Source organism: Streptomyces sp. MAI_2237, assembly GCF_054189285.1.
The window spans coordinates 551,812-575,911 of record NZ_JAJPGQ010000001.1 but is presented as its reverse complement, the minus strand read 5'-3'; the positions used below and the strand labels follow the sequence as shown (position 1 = coordinate 575,911).

Annotated in this window: 18 protein-coding genes and 1 pseudogene; 12 read left to right on the top strand and 7 right to left on the bottom strand. The window is 72.4% G+C overall.

Going from position 1 to position 24,100, the window contains the following annotated elements:
- Positions 1-14: 14 nt before the first annotated feature.
- The 3 genes from LN251_RS02675 to LN251_RS02665 are packed head-to-tail and all read right to left on the bottom strand — an operon-like array spanning position 15 to position 4,365.
- The gene (locus tag LN251_RS02675; RefSeq protein ID WP_458242910.1) at positions 15-707 is read right to left on the bottom strand and encodes an ATP-binding cassette domain-containing protein; all 693 of its coding nucleotides are present in this window, start codon (positions 705-707) and stop codon (positions 15-17) included.
- Positions 704-3,892: an ABC transporter permease subunit gene (locus LN251_RS02670; RefSeq protein ID WP_458242909.1), complete on the bottom strand. Its 3,189-nt coding sequence runs from the start codon at positions 3,890-3,892 to the stop codon at positions 704-706. Before LN251_RS02670 ends, LN251_RS02675 begins: the two co-directional genes overlap by 4 nt.
- Positions 3,892-4,365 carry a hypothetical protein gene (locus LN251_RS02665; protein ID WP_458242908.1) on the bottom strand — a complete coding sequence of 158 codons (474 nt, stop codon included), beginning with the start codon at positions 4,363-4,365 and terminating at the stop codon, positions 3,892-3,894. Before LN251_RS02665 ends, LN251_RS02670 begins: the two co-directional genes overlap by 1 nt.
- Positions 4,366-4,499: 134 nt before the next feature.
- Here LN251_RS02665 and LN251_RS02660 point away from each other — a divergent pair, with 134 nt between their 5' ends.
- The 4 genes from LN251_RS02660 (at position 4,500) to LN251_RS02645 (ending at position 7,943) form a co-directional block, all read left to right on the top strand.
- The gene (locus tag LN251_RS02660; protein WP_458242907.1) at positions 4,500-5,075 is read left to right on the top strand and encodes a hypothetical protein; all 576 of its coding nucleotides are present in this window, start codon (positions 4,500-4,502) and stop codon (positions 5,073-5,075) included.
- On the top strand, positions 5,044-6,336 hold the full coding sequence (locus LN251_RS02655) for an ABC transporter substrate-binding protein (protein WP_458242906.1): 1,293 nt from the start codon (positions 5,044-5,046) through the stop codon (positions 6,334-6,336). The genes LN251_RS02660 and LN251_RS02655 overlap by 32 nt, the downstream gene beginning before the upstream one ends.
- 15 nt (positions 6,337-6,351) lie before the next feature.
- Complete coding sequence (locus LN251_RS02650) at positions 6,352-7,341, top strand: helix-turn-helix transcriptional regulator (protein ID WP_458242905.1); 990 nt, start codon at positions 6,352-6,354, stop codon at positions 7,339-7,341.
- Between the two features lie 386 nt (positions 7,342-7,727).
- Complete coding sequence (locus LN251_RS02645; RefSeq protein WP_249840214.1) at positions 7,728-7,943, top strand: I78 family peptidase inhibitor; 216 nt, start codon at positions 7,728-7,730, stop codon at positions 7,941-7,943.
- 93 nt (positions 7,944-8,036) lie between these two features.
- Here the strand turns inward: LN251_RS02645 and LN251_RS02640 are convergent, their stop codons facing one another.
- Both LN251_RS02640 and LN251_RS02635 read right to left on the bottom strand, forming a co-directional pair.
- Positions 8,037-9,053: a phosphatase PAP2 family protein gene (locus LN251_RS02640; protein ID WP_458242904.1), complete on the bottom strand. Its 1,017-nt coding sequence runs from the start codon at positions 9,051-9,053 to the stop codon at positions 8,037-8,039.
- A 237-nt stretch (positions 9,054-9,290) separates the two neighbouring features.
- Positions 9,291-10,560, bottom strand: a pseudogene (locus LN251_RS02635) (glycosyltransferase family 39 protein).
- A 262-nt stretch (positions 10,561-10,822) separates the two neighbouring features.
- Here LN251_RS02635 and LN251_RS02630 point away from each other — a divergent pair.
- Together LN251_RS02630 and LN251_RS02625 are read left to right on the top strand one after the other, a co-directional pair.
- Positions 10,823-12,430, top strand: coding sequence for an MFS transporter (locus LN251_RS02630; RefSeq protein ID WP_458242903.1), 1,608 nt, complete (start codon positions 10,823-10,825; stop codon positions 12,428-12,430).
- Between the two features lie 94 nt (positions 12,431-12,524).
- Complete coding sequence (locus tag LN251_RS02625) at positions 12,525-13,715, top strand: acyl-CoA dehydrogenase family protein (protein ID WP_458242902.1); 1,191 nt, start codon at positions 12,525-12,527, stop codon at positions 13,713-13,715.
- Positions 13,716-13,752: 37 nt separating this feature from the next.
- On the opposite strand, the gene LN251_RS02620 is transcribed toward LN251_RS02625, so the two are convergent.
- Complete coding sequence (locus LN251_RS02620; RefSeq protein WP_058926225.1) at positions 13,753-14,193, bottom strand: cell division protein SepF; 441 nt, start codon at positions 14,191-14,193, stop codon at positions 13,753-13,755.
- Positions 14,194-14,493: 300 nt separating this feature from the next.
- On the opposite strand from LN251_RS02620, the gene LN251_RS02615 reads away from it, so the two are divergent.
- The 6 genes from LN251_RS02615 to adhE all read left to right on the top strand — a co-directional run bounded on the left by LN251_RS02615 (position 14,494) and on the right by adhE (position 22,989).
- Positions 14,494-15,663: a DUF5685 family protein gene (locus tag LN251_RS02615; RefSeq protein ID WP_458242901.1), complete on the top strand. Its 1,170-nt coding sequence runs from the start codon at positions 14,494-14,496 to the stop codon at positions 15,661-15,663.
- Between the two features lie 105 nt (positions 15,664-15,768).
- Complete coding sequence (locus tag LN251_RS02610) at positions 15,769-16,392, top strand: GTP-binding protein (RefSeq protein ID WP_458242900.1); 624 nt, start codon at positions 15,769-15,771, stop codon at positions 16,390-16,392.
- Between the two features lie 593 nt (positions 16,393-16,985).
- On the top strand, positions 16,986-17,888 hold the full coding sequence (locus LN251_RS02605; RefSeq protein ID WP_458242899.1) for a S1 family peptidase: 903 nt from the start codon (positions 16,986-16,988) through the stop codon (positions 17,886-17,888).
- Positions 17,889-18,005: 117 nt separating this feature from the next.
- Positions 18,006-18,887 carry a slipin family protein gene (locus tag LN251_RS02600; RefSeq protein WP_458242898.1) on the top strand — a complete coding sequence of 294 codons (882 nt, stop codon included), beginning with the start codon at positions 18,006-18,008 and terminating at the stop codon, positions 18,885-18,887.
- Between the two features lie 233 nt (positions 18,888-19,120).
- Complete coding sequence (locus LN251_RS02595) at positions 19,121-20,200, top strand: S1 family peptidase (protein WP_458242897.1); 1,080 nt, start codon at positions 19,121-19,123, stop codon at positions 20,198-20,200.
- Positions 20,201-20,394: 194 nt separating this feature from the next.
- Complete coding sequence (gene adhE, locus LN251_RS02590) at positions 20,395-22,989, top strand: bifunctional acetaldehyde-CoA/alcohol dehydrogenase (RefSeq protein ID WP_458242896.1); 2,595 nt, start codon at positions 20,395-20,397, stop codon at positions 22,987-22,989.
- Here adhE and LN251_RS02585 read toward each other — a convergent pair.
- Complete coding sequence (locus LN251_RS02585; protein WP_458242895.1) at positions 22,977-24,035, bottom strand: DUF3533 domain-containing protein; 1,059 nt, start codon at positions 24,033-24,035, stop codon at positions 22,977-22,979. The two genes, adhE and LN251_RS02585, sit on opposite strands and share 13 nt — an antisense overlap.
- Positions 24,036-24,100 lie beyond the last annotated feature (65 nt).

Sequence of the window (24,100 nt, the reverse complement as noted above, 5' to 3'; positions counted from 1 at the left end):
GCGGGGCACCGGCGTCATCCCGGTACGTCCCGGCGCCCCCGCGACGGCCCACGCGGTGTCCCTCGGCCCAGCTCGCCCGCCTGCCCGCCGAACACCACCGCACCGCGCCGCAGTTCGTACACGAACACGGCGCCCCGGCCCTCCAGCGCCGGCGGCAGCCGCTGCTCGGCGACGACCACGCACGCGTCGAGACCGCCCAGCAGCTCGTACGTACGGGCGGCGACCGGCGGGGACATGCCCTGCGCGGGTTCGTCGACGAGCACCACGCGCGCGCGTGCCAGCAGGGCGCGGGAGAGGGCGAGCATGCGCTGCTCGCCGCCGGAGAGGGTGCCGGCGCGGCGCGGCAGCAGCTTCTCCAGCGGGGGATAGGCCTCCAGGGCGAAGCCGACGTCCCGCGCCGCCAGTTCGAGGTTCTCGCGCACGGTGAGGGAGCCGAAGACCGCCTGCCGTTCGGGGACCAGGCACAGGCCCCGCCGGGCCCGCTCGTACGCGGGAATCCGGGTCACGTCGGCGCCGTCCCACACCACCGCCCCGCCGGACAGCGGCACGGCTCCGGCCAGCGCGCGCAGGACGGTCGTACGGCCGGAACCGTTGCGCCCCAGCAGGACGGTGAGGCCGGGGCCGGGCGCGGCGAGGGTGACGCCGTGCAGGGCCTCCAGGGGGCCGTAGCGCACGCGCGCGTGGCGCAGCGAGACGCCGGCGTTCACGGGACGGCCTCCTCCAGGACGCGGCCGGGCGGGCCGGAGGCGACGATGCGGCCCGCGGTCATGACGTGCACGACGTCGGCGAGGTCGGCGACCAGGTCGAGGTCGTGCTCGACGACCAGCAGTGCGGTGCCGTCGGCTGCCAGGGCCTTCAGGACGCGGGTCATCGCGGTGACCTCGGCGCTGTCGAGGCCGGCGGCGGGCTCGTCGAGGAGCAGGACGCGCGGGCCACCGGCGAGGGCCCGTGCCAGTTCGACGCGGCGGAGGGTGCCCGTGGGCAAGGCGGCGGCGGGGAGCGTGCGCAGGGGGCCGTCCAGGTCGAACAGGCGCAGGGCGCGGTCCACGGCGCCGGGGTCGATGAATCGGCCCTGTTCGGCGCCCACGCGGACGTTCTCGGCCACGGTCAGGGACGGGAAGACGGCCAGCTGCTGGAAGGTGCGGGCGATCCCGAGGCGGGTGCGGGTGTGTGCCGGCAGACGCGTGATGTCCCGGTCCGCGAGAAGCACCTGTCCGCGCGCGGGACGCAGGGTGCCGGCCAGACAGTGGAAGAGGGTGCTCTTGCCGGCACCGTTGGGCCCGATGACGGCGGTGACCTGTCCCGGGCGCACCTCCAGCCCGACGCCGTCGAGGGCGGTGAAGCCCCCGTAGCGGGCCTGGAGACCGCGGGCCACGAGAAGGGCGGCGCGCGGCCGCCGACGCACCGCGGCGCTTCCGCCCGCAGCGCCGGTGACGGCGGATGCGCCGCCGGGCACGGGCGCCGCTTGCACGGCCCGGTCCTCGCCGCCGGCCGAGCGCCGTGCGTGGGGGGCCTCCGGTTCTTCGCCGGCCGGGGTCGCGAGGTTTTCTGCGGGTGGAGGCGCGGGGTGTTTGTCGGGGCGGGGCGCGAGGTTCTCCGCCGACGGGGCTGGAGGGTGTTTGTCGGGCGGGGTCGCGAGGTTTTCTGCGGGTGGGGGTGCGGGGTGTTTGTCGGGCGGGGTCGCGAGGTTCTCTGCGGGTGGGGACGCGGGGTGTCTGTCGGGGCGGGCCGTGAGGTTCTCCGCCGACGGGGCTGGAGGGTGTTTGTCGGGCGGGGTAGCGAGGTTTTCTGCGGGTGAGGGCGCGGGGTGTTTGTCGGGGCGGGGCGCGAGGTTCTCCGCCGACGGGGTTGCAGGGTGCTTGGCGGGCGAGGCCGTGAGGTACTTCTCGGCCGGGGACGTCGCTTCCCCCGCACCCGGGGCGGCCGTGGCGCCCCCGGTGCCCGCAGTCGCACGCTCACCCGAGGCCCACCGCCCAGCGCCGAGCGCCGGCATCGCGGTCATGCCCGCCGGCATCCCCCGCAGGGGCGTCGCGAGCGCTGCGCGCCGGGCCCTCGCCCGCGCGCGCGAGCCCGCCTCGGTCAGTTCCGTCGCGCGGCGCGGGCGCAGACGTGTCGTCGCCGTTCGCCATGCCTCGTACGGGCCTCCGGGGAAGCGGCCGATCAGGACCGCCAGGACGCCGATCAGGGCCGCCGCGACGCCGCCCCGCGTGCCCGCGTCCAGGCCCACCAGGAGGGCCGCCGCGGCCAGGGCGCCCAGGGTGCTGTCCGCGCCCAGGACCACCACCGCGGCGAACCACAGCAGGCCGCGCACGGGGTCGTAGGCGCCCGGGTCGAACGCGCGCAGGCCCATGCCGAGCATGCCGCCGCCGAGCGCGGCCAGCGCGGCGCCCGCGACGAACGCCAGGAGTTTCAGGGACGGGACCGGCACGCCCGCCGCCGACGCCCCGGCCTCGTGGTCGCGCATGGCGGCCAGGGCACGGCCCGTACGGCCTCGGCGCAGCGCCCGGGTCGCCAGCAACGCGGCGAGGAGCAGGACGAGTTCGAGGACGTAGTAGGCGCGGTCGCCGTCGAAGCCGGCCGGGCGGCCCAGGCCCAGGTCCGAGGTGGCGTACGGCTGGGCGAAGACGAAGCGGCTCACCCCGACGCCCACCGCGAAGGTCGCCAGCGCCAGGGCGAGGCCCCTGCGGCTGATCGCCGGCCAGCCGGTCAGCAGGCCCAGGGGGGCGACCAGGACGACCGCGACGGCGAGCGCGGCCAGTTCCGGCAGGCGGGGCAGCCCCGGGAAGCGGCCCGCCGCCAGCAGGGCGGTGAACAGGGCGCCCAGCCCCGCGTAGGCGGCCTGGCCGAGGGAGATCTGGCCGCCCCGGCCGGTGACCACCACCAGGGACAGCAGGACCACGCCCAGCGCCGGCACCTGCACCGACGTGTGCAGGTCCGAGCCCGCGAAGCCCAGCGGCAGCAGGAACAGCACGACCGCGACGATCCACGCGCCCGGCGGCGTCGGCACGCGCGCGGTGGCCGTGCGCGGCAGCGCGTCCCGGGTGCCGACGCGCGGCAGCGCCAGGGCCGCCACCAGCAACGCCACCACGAACAGGTTCGCGCCCACCGTCTGCAGCAACGGTCCGGCCCAGCCCGCGGGATGCAGCCGCGTCAGCTGGCTCTGCGCGATCCCGACGCCCAGCGCGACCAGTACCGCGACCGGCAGACTGCGCATGCGTGCCGCGACCGCCACCGCGACGACCTCCATGACCAGCAGCGGCAGACCGTACGGGTCGAGACGCACGTACGGCGCGAGCAGCACACCCGTCAGGCCCGCGGTGAAGGCCCCGAACGCCCATCCCGCCGCCGCCACCCGGTCCGCGTCGATCCCGCCGAGCACCGCCAGCCGCCGGTCGTCCACGACGGCCCGCAGCTCCCGCCCGAACCGCGTCCAGCGGATCACCGCACCGACCCCCGCCGCCAGGACCAGCACGACCGCCAGCTGCCCCCACGGATCGGCGGACACCAGCTCCGGCGCGTCGTCCCGCGCCCCCTGCCCCCACAGCAACGCCGCCCCGCCGACCAGCAGCACGAACACCCCGATGGACGCGACGAGGGTCTGCGCCGGGTCGCCGCCCAGGACGGCGAGCGGACGGAACACGAAGCGCTCCAGCGCCACGCCGATCGCGGGGGCCAGAACGACCAGCGTCAGCGCCGCCGCAGGCCACAGCGGCCAGCCCCACTCCACCACGCACTGCCGCAGCACATAGGCGCACACCATGGCGATGGCCCCGTGCGCGAAGTTGAGCACACCGGTCGCCCGGTACGTCACGATCAGGCCGATCCCGGTGAGCGCGGCGGCGCTGCCGACGGACAGACCGGCCAGCGTGAGGTCGTAGGTGAGGGAGGACATCAGTCGGTTTCTTCGGACGGCTCGCAGATGGGACACGGGCCCAGCTCGCCGCCGGCCAGGACCTTGGCGTCCACCGGGACCGCCTCCGCCTTCCCGGCGACCAGGGGGCAGTCCGCGCGGTGCCACAGCGTGCCGCCCGGCACCATCAGCAGGTCCCCGCTGATCGCGAGGGGCGCGGTGACCGCCTGCCCGGACGCGCCGGCGTCGGCGGGTTCGGTGACGAGGAGGCCGTGGAGCTCCTCCACGCGCGCGGCCGCGAGGGCGCCCCGCCCGTGGGTGAGCAGCACCGCCCCGGCGACGATCAGCGCGGCGCCGGGGATCGTGCAGGAGGCCAGGTAGGGGAGCTGCCGTTCGGCGTAGCGCTCGCCGGAGACGCCGTACCAGCCGATGACGCACAGCACCGCGCCCGCGGCCAGCGCGGCCCAGCCGGCCCACAGCACGGGGTGCACGGTCCGCAGTCGCGCTGTCCGCATCTTTGGCTCCTCGTCCGTTCACACACGTCGTGTGTCTGTCCATGTCAGCCAATGGCTTGCACTATGCCTTCTGGAAGCTGACCCTGAAAGCACCGGGCGCACCTTGCCCGGATGGACACCCGGTGGTGAGCCAGATGGTTCTCGGGAGTGACCTCAGGCGGGGGAACGCGGCGAGGGGGCACGGCCCACGGGCGGCGGGACGGGGTACGGCGGCACTGGCCGCCCTCGTTCTCATCTTCGCCCCGGTCCTCGCGGCGTGCAGCGACAAGAGCGGCGGCGGCAGTTCCAGCCCGCCCCCCACGCCGTCCGTGCAGAAGACGACGAGCGCGCTGGCCACCGCGCCGGCCGACCCGGCGGCGGCCAAGCAGCGGATCAGCGCCAACTGGCAGAAGTTCTTCGACCCCAAGACCTCCTTGGCCGAGAAGCAGAAGGTCCTGGAGAACGGCACCAGGATGGCCCCGGTGCTCAAAGCCTTCAGCGGTGACAAGCGCGGCGGTCAGGTCCAGGCGAAGGTCCAGAAGATCGAGTTCACATCGCCGAACCAGGCGACCGTGACGTACGCGCTGACCCTGAACGGCGCCACCGCCCTGCCGAACGCCTCCGGCACGGCCGTCCAGCAGGGCGGCACCTGGAAGGTGTCCGTCAACACGCTGTGCGCGCTGGTCAAGCTGAGCGGCGATGCGTCCGCCTCGCCGGCGCCGGGCTGCTGAGCGCGCGGCCGCCGCGGCGCTGCTGCTGGTCGTCGCCGCCTGCGGCAGCCGGCTGCCCGAGAGCGACTTCGAGCACGGCACCCGCACCCCGGCGCCGGGCGGCGGCGCGCCGATCCCCGTCGGCATCGTCGCCAGCGCCACCAGCCCGGTCGGCGGCGACACCTTCACCGGCCCGGGCCAGGGCGCCAAGGCCTACTTCGACCGCCTCAACGCGCACGGCGGCATCGACGGCCGCCGCGTCGAGGTGCACGAGTGCGACGACGGCGGCAGCGGCGTCGGCGACAACACCTGCGTGCACAAGCTGATCGAGGAGGACAAGGTCGTCGCCCTCGTCGCCACCACCGCCCTGGACTACGCGGGCGCCCCCCGCGTCTCCCACGCGCGCGTGCCCGACATCGGCGGCCAGCCCATCGGCGCCGCCTACGACACCTGGCCGCACCTGTACGGCATCTACGGCAGCTCCGCGCCCCGCGACGGCACCCCCGGCTGGGGCGGCAAGCTGTACGGCGGCACGGAGGTCTACCGCTACTTCAAGCGGGTCAAGGGCGCGCGTACGGCCGCGGTCGTGTCCTACAACCAGGCCGCCTCCGCCGCCTACGCCCGGCTCGTGCAACGCGGCCTGAAGGCCGAGGGCTACAAAGTGGTCACCGAGCAGGTCGACTTCGCGCTGCCCAACTTCCGCGCCGCGGCGGCCGATCTGAAGCAGCAGGGCGCCGACCTGGTCTTCGACGCCATCGACGGCCACGGCAACGCCCAGCTGTGCAAGGCGATGGACGAGGTCGGCGCGAAGGTCGTCGCCAAGGTGACCAACGTGCAGAACTGGACGTCCACCGTCCCCGAGGACTACAAGGACTCCCCGCGCTGCCGCAACGCCCTGTGGGCGACCGGCTCCAGCCGCGACTACGACGACACCGGCAACGCGGCCGTACGGGAGTTCCGGGACGCCACCGAAGGACTGAAGACGCACTCCCAGTGGCAGCTGGAAGGCTGGGCGGCCGCCAGGTGGTTCACCGACGCTGCCAAGTCCTGTGCGCGGACGGGCATCACGCGCGCGTGCGTCGACGCCTTCGTGAACAGCAGCCGCGACTACACCGCCGGCGGCCTCCTCCTGCCCGTCTCCTTCGCACCCCTGCCGAAGCCGCCGAAGACCCGCAGAACCTGTCTCTCGGTGGCCCGCTGGCAGGACGGCAGGGGATGGGTGGCGCAAGGGGACATGAACCGTACGTGCTTCGAGGTGCCGCAGCTGCCGTACGAACCCTGAGACAGACTGGGGCCCATGCTGGAGACCTCGGCACGACTCCTGCGCCTGCTCTCGCTGCTGCAGGCGCACCGCGAATGGTCCGGAGCCGAGCTCGCCGACCGGCTCGGCGTCACCGCGCGGACCGTGCGCCGGGACGTGGACCGGCTGCGCGAGCTGGGCTACCCCGTCAACGCCAGCCCCGGCACCGGCGGCGGCTACCAGCTCGGTGCGGGCGCCGAGCTGCCGCCGCTGCTGCTGGACGACGACGAGGCGGTCGCCGTGGCCGTCGGCCTGCGCACGGCCGCCGGACAGGGCATCGAGGGCATCGGCGAGACGTCCGTGCGGGCGCTCGCCAAGCTGGAGCAGGTGCTGCCGAACAGGCTCCGCCGCCGGGTGGGCGCCCTGAACGCCTTCACCGTGCCGATGCTCCGGGGCCCGCGGTCCGGCACCGTGGACCCGGCCGTCCTCACCGAACTGGCCAACCTGTGCCGGGACTCGGAACGCCTGCGCTTCGACTACAGCGACCACAACGGCTCCGCCTCCCGCCGCACCGTCGAACCGCACCGCCTCGTCTGCAGCGAGCGGCGCTGGTATCTGGTCGCCTGGGACCTCGACCGTGACGACTGGCGTACGTTCCGCGTCGACCGCGTCACCCCCAGGCCGCCGCACGGCCCGCGCTTCGCCCCGCGCACCCCGCCCGCCGAGGACCTCGCCGCGTACGTGTCGGCGGGCGTCTCCACGCGCGCGTACGCGGCGCGGGCCGTCGTACGGCTGCTGGTGCCGGTCGAGGAGGCCGCCGAGCGGATCTCGCCGACCGCCGGCCAGCTGGAGCCGGACGGTCCCGGCGCCTGTGTGCTGCGCACCGGCGCCGCGAACCTCGACGTCATGGTGATCCACGTGATGATGACGGGCTTCGAGTTCGAGGTGCTGGAGCCCGCCGAGCTGACCGAGTCGATCAGGACCGCCCGGGACCGGCTGTCCCGCGCGCTTCTCCGAGCGGCCCCGGGGCCGTCGGCGGGCGCGTGACGTGGTGCCGGCGCCCGGCCGGTGGGGGCCTGCCGCGGCCCGCGCCGGGCAGGAGACATGCGGGGGTTCTGTGTCGGAACCGTGCATTTCCTCTGCGGTGGCGACCCCCTGGGCCAGGGCCCGGAATCGGGCCGGATTCGAATGCCGGGGAGGCCGGTGGCGCTTCTCGCGGTGCTTTACGGCGGGCTATTCGACAGGGGCGCGCGACGCGCCGGAATTACGGTCGAATGCCTGCGCAAGGCGTATGGGACCGCTCATACGTGTGACGCAGTGCGGTCGAAACGCGTGTCGTGATCCTGTGACAGAAGTGTGACCGCCGGGGGATCTGTGACTCCTGGGACCGGCTCGGACTTCCCGGTTCCGTAGGCAGCGCCTACCGTTCCCGTATGGCACCGATTCCCGCTCCGCAGGCGGAGCCCCAGGACAGTCCGGAGGCGTACGTCGGCCTCGACGCGGCGCAGGCCGAGCGGCGCGCGCGCGAGCGCGGCTGGACCACGGTGCGGTCCCTGCCGCCGGGGGCGATCATCACCATGGAGTACCGCGCCGGCCGGCTCAACTTCGAGGTGCGGGACGGCCTCGTGGTACGGGCCTGGAAGGGCTGAGACGACACGAGGGCCCCGGTTCCCAGGGGGAACCGGGGCCCTTCTTCGTGCGGGGGGTGGCTGTGCGTACCGGCCCCCGCCGTCCTCGGCCGGTCAGCCGCCCAGCGGGCGGGCCGGTGCCGGCGTGCCGCGCGGGACGCGGTCGGAGTGCGGTGGCCGGCGGCTGCCGACCGGGGTGACCGGCGTGCGTTCCGAGCGGGCCGTGTGCGGGCCGGGCGCCAGATACGCGGGCGCCGCCCGCGGGGAACGGGCCGCCGGCTCGCGCGCCGCGGCCTCCTCCTGGGCGCGCGTACGCGGCTTGTTGAGCAGCACCGGTGACCCGACGGGCGCCGCTGCGGGCGCCGGGACGCGGCCACGGGCGCGCCGGCGGTCGCGCAGATCGAGGATGCGGGCCTCGGCCAGGGCGATCAGCGGCTCGCACCAGGGCAGGGCGAGCAGGATCAGCAGGCCGGCGGCCCAGCCCAGCAGGACATCGCTCAGCCAGTGCGTACCGAGGTAGACGGTGGCCATGCCCACGCCCAGCGAGGTCACCGCGGACAGCGCCGACAGCCAGCGGCGGGCTCTGGGGGTGGAGGCCAGATAGGCCAGGATGCCCCAGGTCACGACGGCGTTGGCGGTGTGGCCGCTGGGAAATATATCGCCGCCCAGACCCATCTCGTTCGAGCCGATGGCGGTGGCGTAGTGCGGTCCGAGACGGCCCATGCCGTACTTGGCGGCGCCGACCGTGATGTTCAGCAGCAGCAGCGCGACGCCCAGTGTGAGCAGTGGGCGCAGCGTGTGCTGCCGCCAGGAGCGCCAGCCCAGCCAGGCGGCCACCATCACCGCGGTCGGGCCGCGCTGGCCCAGAACGACGTAGTAGTCGACGAACCAGTGGATACCCGACCACTGCTGGTACGGGCGGAAGAACATGACCTGCCAGTCCAGCCGGACCAGCCAGGAGGTGGTCACCACGGCCCACACGATCGCCAGGTAGAACGCCAGGGTGCCGGTGAGCAGCGCCACCCGGTGCCGGCTCATCCTGGGCACGTCTAGGTGCGCCGGTCGCTCCGGCTCCCTGTCGAGTCTGGCGAACACCCGGTCCAGACGGGTGAGCTTTCGTTCGGTACGCACCCAATCGACGTTACAGCGAGTGAGGTCGCTTCTCCCTCGATACCGCGTCTTTGTGATGACGATGTGATGTGGGATTCCTCTCAGGAGGGACCTGAATTCCGAGGAATCCGCAATGTCGGCGGGTCGCCCCCTTCAATTCCTTTGATCATTCCGCGAAGCAGTTTTGTTGCGCTTTTGAATTCGTTCACCGAATGCTGGGGCGGATGTGCCCCGGTGCTCACCGGGTCCGCGAGTCGATCATGGTGGCCCGGTGCCGTTCAGCCAGAACGCTCCGTAACCGGCGGACAGGGCGGCGGCACCGGCCACCACCAGCACCGCCCTGGACGTACGCGAGCGGGCGAGCGCCAGGGCGAGCGGCAGCAGCAGCGGGAACGCGGGCAGCAACAAGCGCGGCTTCGAACCGAAGTAGCTCGACGCACACAGGGCGAGCGCGGTGACCGCACCGGCGTACACCAGCAGCGGGAGCGGCTGGCGCTGCCTCACACAGACGGCGTACAGCCAGAGCACCAGTGCGACCCCGGTGATGATCGCCGTGCCCGCGAAGGCCCCCGGAACCGTCTGGAACCTGTCGGCGACGAAGCGGGCGAAGGCGGCGCCGCCGTCGAAGCCGTTGCGCCAGGCCGCCTGGACGTCGAGATAGCCGAGCGGGCCCTTCCCGGTTCGGTGGCCCACCCAGAGGACATAACCGGCCGCACCCAGCGGCGCCAGCACCATCCCCAGGACCACAGAGGCGGCAGGGGCGACCGCGGGGGCGCGGGGCGTGTCCGGTGCGCCGTCGGGCGATCCGACGCGCTCCATACGGGCGTCCTGGAGCGGCGAGGGGGCGCGTCCGCCCGTACGGGCGCCGCGCGCGTCCGGCGAGCTTCGTCTGTGCACGAAAGAGGTGACCCCGGCCGCCCACACGGCCGCGACCACCGCGATCCCCACCGGCCGGGTCAGCCCCGCCAGCGCCGCCAGCGCCCCTGCCGCCGGCCAGCGACCGGCCAGCAGCGCGTACAGCGCCCAGGCGGCCAGCGCGGTGAAGAGCGACTCGCTGTACGCCATCGACTGCACGATCCCGACGGGCAGCACGGCCCACAGCAGTACGGCGCACACCCCCGTCCGGCGGTCGTACACGCGCTCCGCGACCGCGAAGATCCCCCAGGGCCGCGGCGAGCGAGGCGACGAGACTCACACAGAAACCCGCGCTCGCGTACGACAGCGGCGTGACCGCGTGCAGCAGCCGCTCCAGCCAGGGCAGCAGCGGGAAGAAGGCCAGGTTGGAGTGCACGTCGCCGTTCGGCAGCCGTACCTCGTAGCCGTAGCCCAGCTCGGCCACCCTCGTGTACCACAGCGCGTCCCAGCGGGCCGTCAGCAGCGTGTACGCGCTTCTGTCGCGGGCCGCGGTCCACACCGCCAGCACCACCAGGCCCAGGGCGCGCACGGCCACGTAGCCCAGCAGGGCGGGGGCCGCACGGCGCAGGGCCGGCGCAGGGGGCGGCGCAACGCGCGTCACAAGGTCGGTCACGGGCTCGATTATCGACGGCCGCCGGGACCGGGCGGCCGGTCGGCGTGTGATCGTCCACGCGGGGGAGTGGTGTACGCCACACGAGTTCCTCGCGCGTCTGAGAGGTCCGCCACGTGACCGTGGCGCGAACTCGCGTACGCTGACGAGTCACTCGCCTTCGTTTGCGCGGGCCGGAGACAGCCGCTCCTCTCCGGCCGAGATCATGGGGAGTCCCCACCCCATGTGCCCGCCGAACGCGAGGAAGCATCTGGGAGGTACGTACATGTCCGGGACGACCACGGCCGCCGTCGCGCTGCGCCGTCGGGCGGCCGGGGCCGGTGCCAACCGCTGGGTCGTCCTCGTCGTCCTCTGCATGAGCCTGCTGCTGGTCGCGCTCGACGCGACCGTGCTGCACGTGGCGGTTCCGGCCGTCACCGAGGACCTCAGGCCCGGCGCGATAGAACTGCTCTGGATCGTCGACGTCTACCCCCTCGTCTGCGCCTCGCTGCTGATCCTCTTCGGCACGCTGGGCGACCGGGTCGGACGCAGACGGATCCTGCTCCTCGGCTACGCCCTCTTCGGCCTCGCCTCCGGCGTGGCGGCCCTGGCCCACGACCCGCAGGTCCTGATCCTCGCCCGCGCGCTGCTCGGCGTCGGTGGCGCGATGATCATGCCCGCCACGCTGTCGATCCTGCGCCAGGTGTTCCCGGACCGGCGCGAGCGGGCCCTCGCCATCGGTATCTGGAGTGCCGTCGCCGCCGTCGGCGCCGCGGTGGGGCCGCTGCTGGGCGGCTTCCTGCTGGAGCACTTCTGGTGGGGTTCGGTCTTCCTCGTCAACATCCCGCTGATGCTGGTCAGCCTGCCGATCGGGCGGCTGCTCCTGCCCGAGTCGCGGGGCACGGCCGACGGCCCCTGGGACGTCGTCGGCGCCCTGATGGCGGCGGCCGGCCTGTTCGGTGTGGTGCTGGGCGTGAAGCGCCTGGGCGGCGGGGAGCCGCCGCTCAGCGTCTTCACGCTGGTCCCGCTCGCGGTGGGCGCGGTGCTGCTGGTGATGTTCGTACGGCGCCAGCGCCGTCGCGCGCATCCGCTGGTGGACCTCGGGATGTTCGCCCGGCCGGCGTTCAGCACCTCGGTGGGCTGCATCGTGCTGGCGATGCTCGCGCTGGTGGGCCTCGAACTGATCGCGGCCCAGTACCTGCAACTCGTGCTCGGGCTGTCGCCGCTCCAGACCGGCCTGCGGCTGCTGCCGCTGACCTTCGCCGCGATGGCGGCGGGGCTCGCGGGCGCCCGTATGCTGCGCCGCTTCGGGCCGCGCCGCATGGTGTCCTTCGGGTTCGTCCTGACGGCCGGCGCGGTGCTGCTGCTGACGGTCATGGGCGCCACGGACAACGCCGGGCTGCTGGTGTTCGGGTTCGTCCTGCTGGGCTTCGGCCTGGAGACCACGCTCTTCGGTGCCTACGAGTCGATGCTCAGCGAGGCTCCGCCGGCGCAGGCCGGCGGCGCGGCGGCGATCGGTGAGACGTCGTACCAGCTGGGCGCCGGAATCGGCATCGCCCTCCTCGGCAGTGTCATGAACGCCGCCTACGCGCCCGGACTGTCGTCCGTCCCCGGTGTGCCGGCGTCGGCGTCCGCGTCGGCCGCACACTCGCTGGGCGAGGCGTACGACGTCGCCGCACGGTTGGGCGGGCCGGTCGGTGTGGCCCTGCGCCGGGCCGCCATGGACTCCTTCGTCCACGGGCTGCACGTGACCCTGCTGGTCAGCGCGGGCCTGCTGCTGCTCGGCGCGCTGATGGCCCTGCGGCTGCCGCGGACCATGCAGTGCGCGGAACCCCCTGCCCCGGTGGAGCTGCCCGCCCCCCGGGAGGTCGCCGAGTCCCGCGTCTCCGTCTAGGAGGGTCACTGGACGTGCGGGACACTGCGTCGTAACGTCGGCCCCAGAGTCGTAACTAGCGCTGCTAGTTTTTCGCGTGCCGGAGGGTGTTCTGATGTCCGCGTCCTCGAAGTTGCCCCCGTTCGACCCCGCCGATCCCCTCGGCATCGACGACCTGCTGGAACCGGAGGACCTGGCCGTACGGGACACCGTGCGGGCCTGGGCCACGGACCGGGTGCTGCCCCATGTCGCCGACTGGTACGAGAAGGGCGAGCTGCCGGTCATCCGTGAGCTCGCCAAGGAGCTCGGCCGGATCGGAGCCCTGGGGATGTCGCTCGACGGGTACGGCTGCGCGGGCGCGAGCGCCGTGCAGTACGGGCTCGCCTGTCTGGAGCTGGAGGCCGCCGACTCCGGGATCCGCTCCCTCGTCTCCGTGCAGGGCTCCCTCGCCATGTACGCGATCCACCGCTTCGGCAGCGAGGAACAGAAGCAGACGTGGCTGCCGCGGATGGCCGCCGGCGACGTCATCGGATGCTTCGGCCTGACCGAGCCCGACCACGGCTCCGACCCCGCCTCCATGCGGACCTACGCCAAGCGCGACGGCTCCGACTGGGTGCTCGACGGACGCAAGATGTGGATCACCAACGGCTCCGTCGCCGGGGTCGCCGTGGTGTGGGCGCAGACCGAGGAGGGCGTCCGCGGGTTCGTGGTGCCCACGGACAGCCCAGGGTTCTCCGCGCCGGAGATCAAGCACAAGTGGTCCCTGCGGGCCAGCGTGACCAGTGAACTCGTGCTCGACGACGTGCGGTTGCCCGCCGACGCCGTGCTGCCGGAGGTCGTGGGGCTCAAGGGACCGCTGAGCTGCCTGTCCCACGCGCGCTACGGCATCGTGTGGGGGGCGATGGGCGCCGCCCGGTCCTGTTTCGAGACCGCCGTCGACTACGCGAAGTCGCGCGAGCAGTTCGGCCGGCCCATCGGCGGCTTCCAGCTCACCCAGGCCAAACTCGCCGACATGGCCGTCGAACTGCACAAGGGGATTCTGCTCGCCCACCACCTGGGGCGGCGTATGGACGTCGGCCGCCTGCGTCCCGAGCAGGTCAGCTTCGGCAAGCTCAACAACGTACGGGAGGCCATCGAGATCTGCCGGACGGCCCGGACGATCCTCGGGGCCAACGGGATCTCCCTCGAATACCCCGTCATGCGGCACGCCACCAACCTGGAGTCGGTGCTGACGTACGAGGGCACCGTCGAGATGCACCAGCTCGTGCTGGGCAAGGCGCTCACCGGGCTCGACGCCTTCCGGTGAACCCTGCGCGGGGGCAGGGCCGGTGAGCGGCCCTGCCTCAGCTCTGGTTGAAGAACCCGTCCTCCCGGCGCGCGGCCGGTTCACCGCTGACGATCTCGGTGTTGGCGGGGGTCAGCAGGAACACACGGGTCGCGACCCGCTCGATGGTGCCGCGCAGGCCGAAGGTCAGGCCGGCCGCGAAGTCGACGACGCGCTTGGCGTCGGCGGGCTCCATGGCCGTGAGGTTCACGATGACCGGCACACCCTCGCGGAACAGCTCGCCGATGGCGCGCGCGTCCCGGAAGCTGTCCGGGGTCACCGTGCCGATGCGGCGGCCCGTCTCCTCGGCGACGTCCGAGGCCACCTTGACCCTCGGGTCGGTGACCCAGGCATCCCCGGGCTGCTCGGTCCCCTCGGAGTAGTCGTCGTCGTAGTAACGCTCGTCATCGTTGTCGTCGACGAGGCCCAGCCAGGCGCTCGCCTTGCGTACCGATCCCATGGACGCCTCCTCTCACAGCGGTCTTTCTTGCTTCCGCATCCCTATCGTCATCCATGATGCGGATGCCGCGCCAAGTGGATAGACGCCGCGCGGGGGGTTTGTGACGGTACTGGTGCACAGCGAATACGTCGAGAGCCCGGGTGCCCCAAGGGTTCTGCGGTAAACGGCTGCTGACTGTGAGTGAAATATGATTCTTCGCGGCGTACGGGTGATGAGCGGTGCGTACGGGTGAACGAGCGGCCGATACGATGCGGCAGCTCACCGCATTTCTGATGGCACACGCGCCACGGGGGGAACGTCGTGTTCGGAATCGTCAGGCCTTGTCTTCATCGGCTCGGGGAGAGCCTCAAAACCCAGTGGACAGCGCATTTGTGCGGGCTGTGCCTCGCGCTGCGCAAGGACCACGGGCAGTTCGCGCGGCTCGTGACGAACTACGACGGGCTGCTCATATCCGTTCTGACGGAGGCTCAGGCCGAGCCGGCGGGCAACCTGCGGCGTACGGCCGGACCCTGTCCGTTGCGCGGGATGCGCACCGCTTCCGTCGCACAGGGTGAGGGCGCGCGGCTCGCGGCCGCCGTCTCGCTGGTGCTCGCCTCGGCCAAGGTGCGCGACCATGTCGCCGACGGTGACGGACTGCTGGCGCGCGGGGCGGTGGCGTTCGCCGCGCGCCGGGTGGCCGCCGGCTGGGATGCCGCGGGGACCCGCAGCGGTTCCGGCGTCGGCTTCGACACGGCGGTGCTGACCGCGGCGGTGGACCGGCAGGCGGGCATCGAGGCCCTCGCCGGGCCCGGAACGCCGGTCCTGACGGTCACCGAGCCGACCGAGACGGCGACCGCGGCCGCCTTCGCGCACACGGCGGTGCTGGCCGGGCGCCCGGGGAACGCCGTACCGCTCGCCGAGGCCGGGCGGCTCTTCGGCCGGCTCGCGCACCTGCTGGACGCCGTGGAGGACCGGGAAGCCGACGCCGCGTCAGGCGCCTGGAACCCGCTCACCGCGACGGGCACCCAGCTCACCGAGGCCCGGCGGCTGGCCGACGACGCCCTGCACGGGATACGGCTCGCCCTGCGGGAGGCGGAGTTCACCGACGGCAGGCTGGCGCACCGGCTGCTGGTGCACGAGCTGCGCACCTCCGTCGACCGGGCCTTCGGGACGCCCTCCTGCGCGCACGGCGCGGCGCCCTCGCTCGCCGGGCCGTACGCGCCGCCCGGCCATCCGGGAGGTCCGCCGCCCGGCCCGCCGCGGCGCGACCGGCGCGGGCTGCTCGCCGGGTGCGCGGTATGGGCGGGGCTGGCCTGCACGTGCCAGTTGTGCTGCGGTCAGTACGAGGACCCGTGGAGCCGCGAGCGCAAGGACGGCCTGTGCAGCGGCTCCGACTGCGGTGACTGCAGCAGCTGTTGTGACTGCTGCAACTGCTGCGACTGCGACTGCTGCGACGGGTGCGATTGCTGCGACTGCGGCTGCGACTGCTGAGTCCCCGGCCGCCACGGTGAACGCCGGTGTGCCCCCGGACGTACAACTCGTCGGGGACGGGGCGACGTTGACGTTCGAACGGCGGCACATGGAGGATCAGGGATCATGTCCGGGCGCTGTGACAGGGTCGTGCCGCTTGCCGTGAAGATCGTGGTCAGCGGGGGGCTCGGAGTCGGCAAGACCACGTTCATCGGGGCGATCTCGGAGGTCGGGACGGTGGACTCGGAGGCGGCGATCACCCAGGTCTCGGTGGGCGTCGACTCGCTGGACGGGGTCGAGTCCAAGACCACCACGACCGTGGCCCTGGACTTCGGCCGCATCACCCTCGATCCGACCATCGCGCTGTATCTGTTCGGCACGCCCGGGCAGGGCCGGTTCTCCTTCCTGTGGGACGACCTGGTGGAGGGCGCGCTCGGCACGGTCGTCCTCGCCGATCCCCGCCGGATCGAGGAGTGCTTCCCGGCGGTCGACTACTTCGGGACGCACGGCACGCCCTTCGTGCTGGCGGTGAACCGCTTCGACGGCGCCGAGCGGTGCGAACCGGAGGCCGTACGGGAGGCGCTGGGCCTGCACGTCGAGGTGCCGGTCCTGGAGTGCGACGCCCGCGAACGCGCTTCGGTGCGCAACGTGCTGGGTGCGTTGATGGACGAGGTGGTCGGATTACGGGCCGCGCCATCCGGAGGTCGGCCGGCCACGGAGGGCGGGGCACACGCCGTGACGACGAGGTGAGGTGCGGGCTCACTTGACGCGGGCTCACTTGGCGCGGGTCAGCGGGCGCGGGCCGACCTGGTGCGAGCCGACGCGGTGCGGGTCAACCGGAAAGCGGATCCGGACGGGCGACTTCCGGACATCCGCGGGGGCCTGACAGGCCACGGCACCGGCGTGCCGTCGACGGCCGACGGGCGGAACGGCGTCCGGCGTCCACCCGAGTACCCGACTCCACCTGGGCCGGGGGCAGTTGACGCCGCACGCGCCCGCGTCGTCCCGGCTCGCTACCGAGGGGCTCACGACGGCCGGCCGTCACCCCGCCCAACCGCCCCTCGGAGCACCCCACCTGCTCTTTCCGGCATGCAGGACGCGGCGATGGAGACAAGGCTGCGCAACCTGGTCTGAACCAGGGCGTGCCTGGCCAAAACGCATGGCTCGATCACCGTTCGACGGCCGAAAGGCGCCCTTGCGGCTACCGGTCGTTCGGCCGAATACTCCCGGCAAGCGCTTGTCAGGGGCATGTGTGTCCGCAATCCGGACGACGGTCCCCGGCTGCGCCTCACGGGGCCCCGACCCCACGCGGGCCCCCCGACTTCCCCTTGGGAGGAACGAACGTGAGGATCAAGCGCACCACTCCCCGCAGCGGCATTTCGAGACGGAACCGGCTGATCGCCGTCACCACCGGCCTCGTGGCCGCCGCAGCGTTCGCGGTCCCCAGCGCGAACGCGTCCGAGACCCCCACCACCTTCAGCGCCTCCGCCCTGAAGGGTGTGAGCGGCTCGGTGCTCAAGGCAGACGTCCCGGGTACCGCCTGGGCCGTCGACAGCACGACCAACCGCGTCGTCGTCACCGTCGACAGCACGGTCTCCAAGGCGGAGATCGCCAAGATCAAGCGTGAGGCTGGCGGCAATGCCGGCGCCCTCACCATCAAGCGCTCGGCCGGGCAGTTCAAGCCCCTGATCTCCGGCGGCGACGCCATCTACGGCGGCCAGTACCGCTGCTCCCTGGGCTTCAACGTGCACAGCGGGAGCACCTACTACTTCCTGACCGCCGGCCACTGCGGCGAGGTCGCCTCCACCTGGTACTCCAACTCCGGCCACACCACGGTGCTGGGCAGCAACGTGAGCTACAGCTTCCCGGGCAACGACTTCGCCCTGGTGCGCTACACCAACTCCTCGATCTCGCACCCGAGCACGGTCGGCAGCCAGACCATCACCAGCGCGGCCACGCCGAGCGTCGGCACGACCGTCTACCGCCGCGGCTCCACCACCGGCACGCACAGCGGCCGGGTCACCGCGCTGAACGCCACCGTCAACTACGGCAGCGGCGACGTCGTCTCCGGCCTCATCCAGACCACGGTCTGCGCCGAGGGCGGCGACAGCGGCGGTCCGCTGTACGCGGGCACCGTGGCCTACGGTCTGACCTCCGGCGGCAGCGGCAACTGCACCTCCGGCGGCACGACCTTCTTCCAGCCGGTCACCGAGGCGCTGAGCTACTACGGCGTGAGCGTCGGCTGACGTCCCCCTTCAGTGGCCCCCGCACGCGAACGGCGTGCGGGGGCTCCCCCTTTGTCCGGGCGCGGAGTTACCGTCGAGTGACGGGTAGGGCTCAGCTCAGTCCCCTGGGGGGCCGGCATGGTCGAGGAGCTGGTGGCGGCGGGAGTGACCCTCGCGTCCGCCGGAGCGGTGTACGTGATGGCGGCGGCGCGGGTCGTCAAGCAGTACGAACGGGGTGTGGTCTTCCGGCTCGGGCGGCTCAGGCCGGAGGTGCGGGGGCCCGGGTTCACGATGATCGTGCCGTTCGTGGACCGATTGCAGAAGGTCAACATGCAGGTGGTGACGATGCCGGTGCCCGCTCAGGAGGGCATCACCCGGGACAACGTCACGGTGCGGGTGGACGCCGTCGTCTACTTCAAGGTGACCGGGCCGGCCGAGGCCGTCGTCCGGGTCGAGGACTACCGGTTCGCGGTCTCACAGATGGCGCAGACCTCGCTGAGGTCCATCATCGGCAAGAGCGAGCTGGACGACCTGCTGTCCAACCGCGAGAAGCTCAACCAGGGCCTGGAGCTGATGATCGACAGCCCGGCCGTGGAATGGGGCGTCACCATCGACCGCGTCGAGATCAAGGACGTGTCCCTGCCGGAGACGATGAAGCGCTCCATGGCCCGGCAGGCCGAGGCCGACCGCGAGCGGCGGGCCCGGGTCATCAACGCGGACGCGGAGCTGCAGGCGTCGAAGAAGCTCGCCGAGGCCGCCAAGGAGATGTCCGAGCAGCCGGCCGCGCTGCAACTGCGCCTGCTGCAGACCGTGGTGGCGGTGGCGGCGGAAAAGAACTCCACGCTCGTCCTGCCCTTCCCGGTGGAACTGCTGCGGTTCCTGGAGAGGGCGCAGCAGGCGGTGCCGACGGCTCCCGCGCAGCCGCCACAGCCGGCACCGCAACCGGTGCAGGAGCAACTCCCGCCCGCCGGCCCCCGGATGGAGCCGGACTCCGAAGGGTCGATTTCAGGACAGGACTAGACCTCACGGACCGCGCACGGGCCATTCGCTCGTCGTATTTGCACTGCGAAGTTCCGGGCTGACCGTGGACCGTCAAAAGGGGAGGGGCGTGCGAAGCGCGTCCTACGCGCGTCCTGAACACGCCCTTGTGTGCTCCCCGTCGGCCTCGGAATAGTGAACGCCGTTCAGCGCCTTCCGGCCCGCCGTGGTCCCCACAACCTCTGCCGGGCCGACCCCCCACAGGAGGACGTGAGTTGAAGCACCGACGCATATCCAGGCGGCGTGCGGCCCTGACCGGAGCGGGCATCGCCGCGTTGGTGGCCGCGGGAGTCACCTTCCAGACTGCGAACGCCAGCGAGTCCACGGAGAGTTCCGCCCCGCGGACCCTGTCGCTCGCCGCGGCCGGAAAGCTCGCCTCGACGCTCGGCGAGGACCTCGGCACGGCGGCGGCGGGAACGTATTACGACGCGAAGGCCAAGAGCCTCGTCGTGAACGTGCTCGACCGTGAGGCCGCGAGGACGGTCGAGGCGGCCGGCGCCAGGGCCAGAGTCGTCGAGCACTCCCTCGCCCAACTCGACGCCGCCCGCACGACGCTGACGAAGGACGCCGCCCTTCCCGGCACGTCCTGGTCGACCGACCCGGTCGGCAACAAGGTCGTCGTGACCGCCGACAGGACGGTGTCGGGCGCTGCGTGGGCCAAGCTGTCCAAGGTCGTCGCCGGACTCGGCAGCAAGGCGGAACTCAGGCGCTCCAAGGGGGAGTTCAAGCCCTTCGTGGCCGGCGGTGACGCCATCACCGGCTCGGGCGGGCGCTGCTCGCTCGGCTTCAACGTGACCAAGGGCGGCGAGTCGTACTTCCTCACCGCCGGGCACTGCACGGACGCGATCTCCAGCTGGTCGGACGCCGGCGGGAACCAGATCGGCACGAACGCCGACTCGCAGTTCCCGGGCAACGACTTCGGGCTGGTCAAGTACACCGCCGACGTGGACCACCCGAGCGCGGTCGACCTCTACGACGGCTCCACGCAGGCCATCACGCACGCCACCGAGGCCACGGTCGGCGAGAAGGTGACGCGCAGCGGCTCCACCACCCAGGTCCACACCGGCACGGTCACCGGCCTGAACGCCACCGTGAACTACTCCGAGGGCACGGTCAGCGGGCTCATCCAGACCGACGTGTGCGCCGAGCCCGGCGACAGCGGCGGCTCGCTGTTCGACGGCGACGCGGCCATCGGGCTGACGTCCGGAGGCAGCGGCGACTGCACCTCGGGCGGCGAGACCTTCTTCCAGCCGGTCACCGAGGCCCTGTCGGCCACCGGGACGCAGATCGGCTGAGCACGGCCGTCGGCGAGGCCCCACCCTCCGTGCGCGAGGGGTGGGGCCTCGCTCCGTCTCGGCGCGCTTCCTGGGACCTTCCGCCATCTCCGCAGGGACCTTCTTCCCTGAATTGGGGCCGTTCTCGGATCGATGATCGATCGCCGCCGATATCGAATGGAGGCGACGGAGAAGGCTGGGACGAAGGAGCTGACATGCAGGTCGTGGACCGCGTGAACGAACTGGTGGAGAGCGCCCTGGACGCGCTGGGCCGGTTCGAGTCGTACGACCAGGAGCAGGTCGACCACATCGTCACGAAGGCGTCCCTCGCGGCGCTCGCCGCGCACGGGGACCTGGCGAGGGCGGCGGTCGAGGAGACCGGCCGCGGGCTGTTCGAGGACAAGGCGGTCAAGAACATCTTCGCCTGCGAGCACGTCACCCACTCGATGCGCGGTCTGCGCACGGTGGGCGTCGTCCACCGCGACGAGCTCACCGGCGTCACCGAGATCGCCGAGCCGGTCGGTGTCGTATGCGCGATGACGCCGGTCACCAACCCGACCTCCACCACCGTCTTCAAGGCGCTCATCGCCCTCAAGACCCGCAACCCGATCGTCTTCGCCTTCCACCCGGGCGCCCAGAAGTGCTCGCGCGAGGCCGCCCGCATCGTGCGGGACGCGGCGATCGCGGCCGGTGCGCCGGAGGGCTGCGTGCAGTGGATCGAGGAGCCGTCGATGGAGGCGACGCGGCTGCTGATGAACCACGACGGCGTCTCCACCATCCTCGCCACCGGTGGCAACTCGATGGTCCGGGCCGCCTACTCGTGCGGCAAGCCCGCCCTGGGCGTCGGCGCCGGCAACGTGCCCGCCTACGTCGCCCCCGACGCCGACCTCCCCCGGGCGATCCACGACATCGTCCTGTCGAAGGCCTTCGACAACGGCATGATCTGCGCCTCCGAGCAGGCCGTCGTCCTGGACGCGCAGGTGTACGAGGCGGGTGTCGCCGAGATGAAGCGGCTCGGCGCCCATGTCGTCACCGCCGCGGAGAAGGAGAAGCTGGAGGAGTTCCTCTTCGGCGTCGCGGCCCACGGCACCAACTGCGCCACCGCCAAGTTGAATTCGGCGGCGGTCGGCAAGTCCGCCTCCTGGATCGCCGAGCAGGCCGGGTTCGCCGTGCCCGAGAGCACCTCGATCCTGGTCGCCGAGTGCGCGGAGGTCGGCGAGCGCGAGCCGCTGACCAGGGAGAAGCTGTCCCCGGTGCTCGCCGCGCTGAAGGCCGAGGACATCGAGCACGGCATCCGGCTGGCCATGCGGATGGTCGAGTTCGACGGACTCGGGCACTCCGCCGCCATCCACACCGAGGACGAGGAACTGGCCGAGGAGTTCGGCAAGCGGGTCAAGGCGATCCGCGTCATCGTCAACGCGCCGACCAGCCTCGGCGGCATCGGCGACGTCTACAACGCCTTCCTGCCCTCGCTCACCCTCGGCTGCGGCTCGTACGGGCACAACTCGGTGTCCAACAACGTCTCCGCGGTCAACCTGCTCAACATCAAGCGGATCGGACGGCGCAACAACAACATGCAGTGGTACAAGGTGCCGCCGAAGATCTACTTCGAGAAGGGCGCCCTGCGCTATCTGAAGGCCATGCCCGACGTGCACCGCGTCACGATCGTCACCGACCGCACCATGGAGCGGATCGGCTTCGTCCGCCGGGTCACCGAGATCCTCAACTCCCGTGAGGAGCCGGTGCTGCTGCAGTACATCGACAACGTCGAGCCCAACCCGGAGCTGGCCACCGTACGGGCGGGCGCGGCCGAGATGCGGGAGTTCCGGCCGGACACCATCATCGCGCTCGGCGGCGGCTCGCCGATGGACGCGGCGAAGGTCATGTGGCTGATGTACGAGCGGCCCGAGGTGGAGTTCGCGGACACGAAGGAGAAGTTCTTCGACATCCGCAAGCGCGCCTACCGCTTCCCGCAACTCGGCGACAAGGCCAAGCTGATCGCGATCCCCACCACCTCGGGCACCGGCTCCGAGGTCACCCCGTTCGCGGTCATCTCCGATCCCGCGGCCGCCCAGAAGTACCCGCTGGCCGACTACGCCCTCACCCCGCACGTGGCGATCGTCGACCCGGTCCTGGCGATGAACCTGCCGCCGACGGTCACCGCCGACTCCGGTTTCGACGCGCTGACCCACGCGACGGAGGCGTACGTCTCGGTCTACGCCTCGGACTTCACCGACGGCCAGTGCCTGCAGGCCATCAAGCTGATCTTCGAGAACCTGGAGGCCTGCGTGCGGGAGGGCGCCCGGGCGCCCAAGGCCAGGGAGCGGATGCACAACGCCTCGACGATCGCCGGAATGGCCTTCGCCAACTCCTTCCTCGGGCTCGTCCACGCCATGGCGCACACCCTGGGCAACACCTTCCACGTCGCCCACGGCCGGACCAACGCGCTGCTGCTGCCGCACGTCATCCGGCACAACGGCAAGGTGACCCACAAGGCCACCCCGTGGCCCAAGGCCGAGACCTACCGGGCGCCCGAGCGCTACCAGGACATCGCCCGCATGCTGGGCCTGCCGGCCGCGACCCCGGAGGAGGGCGTGGAGTCCTACGCCCGCGCGGTCGAGGACCTGCGCGAGCGCTGCGGCATCCCGGCCTCCTTCCAGGAGGAGGGGGTCGACGAGGAGGCCTTCCTCGCCGCCATCCCGCAGCAGGCCCTGAACGCCTACGCCGACCAGTGCGCGCCGGCCAACCCGCGGATGCCGATGATCGACGACATGCGGGAGCTGATGCGCAGGGCGTACTACGGCGTCTGAGCCGGCCGGGGCCCGCCCCGGCGCCTCGTCCGCAGCACCGCCGCCACCAGCGTGATCACGATCCCGGCCGCCGCCCATGCCGACAGCACCAGCAGGGCGGCGGTCGTGTCGTTGCCGTCGAAGTAGGCGATGGACCGGGCCACCCAGGTGCCCGCGCCCGGCGGCAGCGCCGGGCCGATGGTCTTCCAGAACGGCGGCAGCATCGGCAGCGGGAAGGCGCCGCCCGCGCTCGGGTTGCCCGCGATCACCACGAGCAGGATCGCCAGACCGATGCCGACGATTCCGAAGACCTCCTGCAGCGCGAGCGTCGCCGCCCCCACCGCGAAGGTCACCAGCGCCCCCAGCCCCCACAGGGCGGCCACACTCCCCGGCAGCGCGCCGAGGATCGGTCCCACGATCAGCGCGCCTCCGAGCCCTCCGACGACCGACACCAGCACCATCACGGCCAGCCGGATCGTCGCCCGGCTCGCGTTGGCGGGCCGGGCGCCCGTGCTGATCGCCAGGATCGAGGCGCACAGATAGCCGCCCACGCACCAGCCCACCACCAGGTAGAAGGACGTGAGCCCGTCGAAGTCCTGGGGGGACGCCGGCGCCACGTCCACCGTCCGCACCGTCCGCTGCTGGGAGGCCTCCAGGACGGTGAGGTACCTCTGCAGGGTGGTCGCGAGGACCGTGCCGCCGCCGGAGGCGACCAGGAGCGTGTCGGTCGTCCGGGCCGGGTTCACGATCAGCGCCCCGTCGAGGTCCCGGTTCATGATCTTCTTCCGGGCCGTCGCCTCGTCGGCCACCGCGCGCGGGTCCAGCGGCGAGCCCGGCAGCTTCTCCAGCCGGGCCACCGCCTGCCCGGCCGCGGCCGGGGGCGCGACGACCCCGAAGGGCACGTCCCCGGGCTTCGGATCGTGCAGCGCGCCCACGTAGGAGGCGATGAACAGCAGCTGGAGGGCGATCACACCGATGACCAGCACGGTGGCCCGGGGAGTGACGGCGTCCTTCACCTCGGCGAGGAAGGACGGCCGGGGAGCGCCGGCACCGGTGGTCTGCGTCATGCCCCCAACGTCGAGGCTGCCGGACGTTTCCGCAGGTGGGACACGCCCGAACGGATGTCGTACAA